This window comes from Vibrio sp. 10N.247.310.98 (assembly GCF_041467395.1).
In the GTDB taxonomy this organism is placed as follows: Bacteria; Pseudomonadota; Gammaproteobacteria; order Enterobacterales; family Vibrionaceae; genus Vibrio; species Vibrio crassostreae_C.
In genome coordinates, this window is sequence record NZ_JBFSUL010000129.1 from 1 (window position 1) to 1,159 (window position 1,159).

The 1,159-nt window shown below is 50.5% G+C and carries 1 protein-coding gene; it reads left to right on the forward strand.

The window, feature by feature from the left end; genetic code table 11:
• Positions 1-1,159 (forward strand): IS66 family transposase (tnpC, locus tag AB6E78_RS22910; RefSeq protein ID WP_372153793.1); only part of this gene is annotated, 1,159 nt, incomplete at both ends.

Here is a 1,159-nt window from a genome sequence, read left to right on the forward strand (position 1 = left end):
ACCCAGAAAGCCAAGATGTTGCCGAGCTACAAGCGATGGTAGCTGCTCTGATGTCGGAGAAAAATGAGTGGAAACAAGAGCGCCAATCGCTGCTTGAACAACTCAAACTCGCCTTCGACCGTCAGTTCGCGAAACGCTCGGAGGCATTAAAGCCTTACGATGAATCACAAGGTGACCTCTTCAACGAAGCGGAATGTGAAGCCGTTAAAGAAGACGAGGTTGAGGTGACAACCACGACCACAACGAAAAAGCGCGGTAAACGTAAACCTCTGCCTAAGACCTTGCCTCGTGAGGTTATCGAACTTGATGTAGACGACCATGAAAAGCAGTGCGCTTGCTGCAATCATAGCCTGCATAAAATCGGGGAAGACCGCAGCGAGAAGCTAGAGTTCACGCCAGCGGTACTCAAAGTGTTGGAATATGTTCGTCCTAAGTACGCTTGCCGCCAGTGCGAGAAAACAGGCGACAGCAGCCGAATCGTTCAGAAGCCATCCCCTCAGAGCCTCATCCCTAAAAGCTTCGCCACAGAAAGTTTGCTGACCAACATCATTCTTGGAAAATACCAATACGCGATGCCACTTTATCGTCAAGAATCGCTGTTTACCCAGTCGGGTATCGAGCTATCACGTACCACCATGGCTAGGTGGGTCATCCAAGTCAGTGAGAAGTTCGCCCCGCTGTATGCCGCCTTGAAAGAGCAGCTACTTCAACAAGTGGTGGTTCAAGCGGATGAAACGCCGCTCAATGTGCTCAAAGAAGAGAAGCAGTGTTATATGTGGCTCTACTGCTCAGGCGCTGACTCACCCGAAGCGGCACTGCCGAATGTGAAAAATATTGCCTTGTACGACTATCAAAACAGTCGCGCGAGGGCGTGTCCCGTGGACTTTTTAGGTGACTACAACGGTTATCTACAAACCGATGGCTACGCGGCCTATGATGGACTTCATCAAGTCACCAATGTGGGGTGCTTAGCGCATGCTCGTCGCAAGTTCATGGATGCTAAAAAGCTTCAAGGGAAAGGTAAATCGGGCAAGGCTGATAAGGCGCTGGCTAAAATCCAAAAACTCTACGGGATAGAATCGCGCTTAAAAGGTGCGCCTGCCGAAGAGCGAAAAGCAGAGCGTCAAGCGCTTGCCAAGCCGATACTGGATGAGCTTTA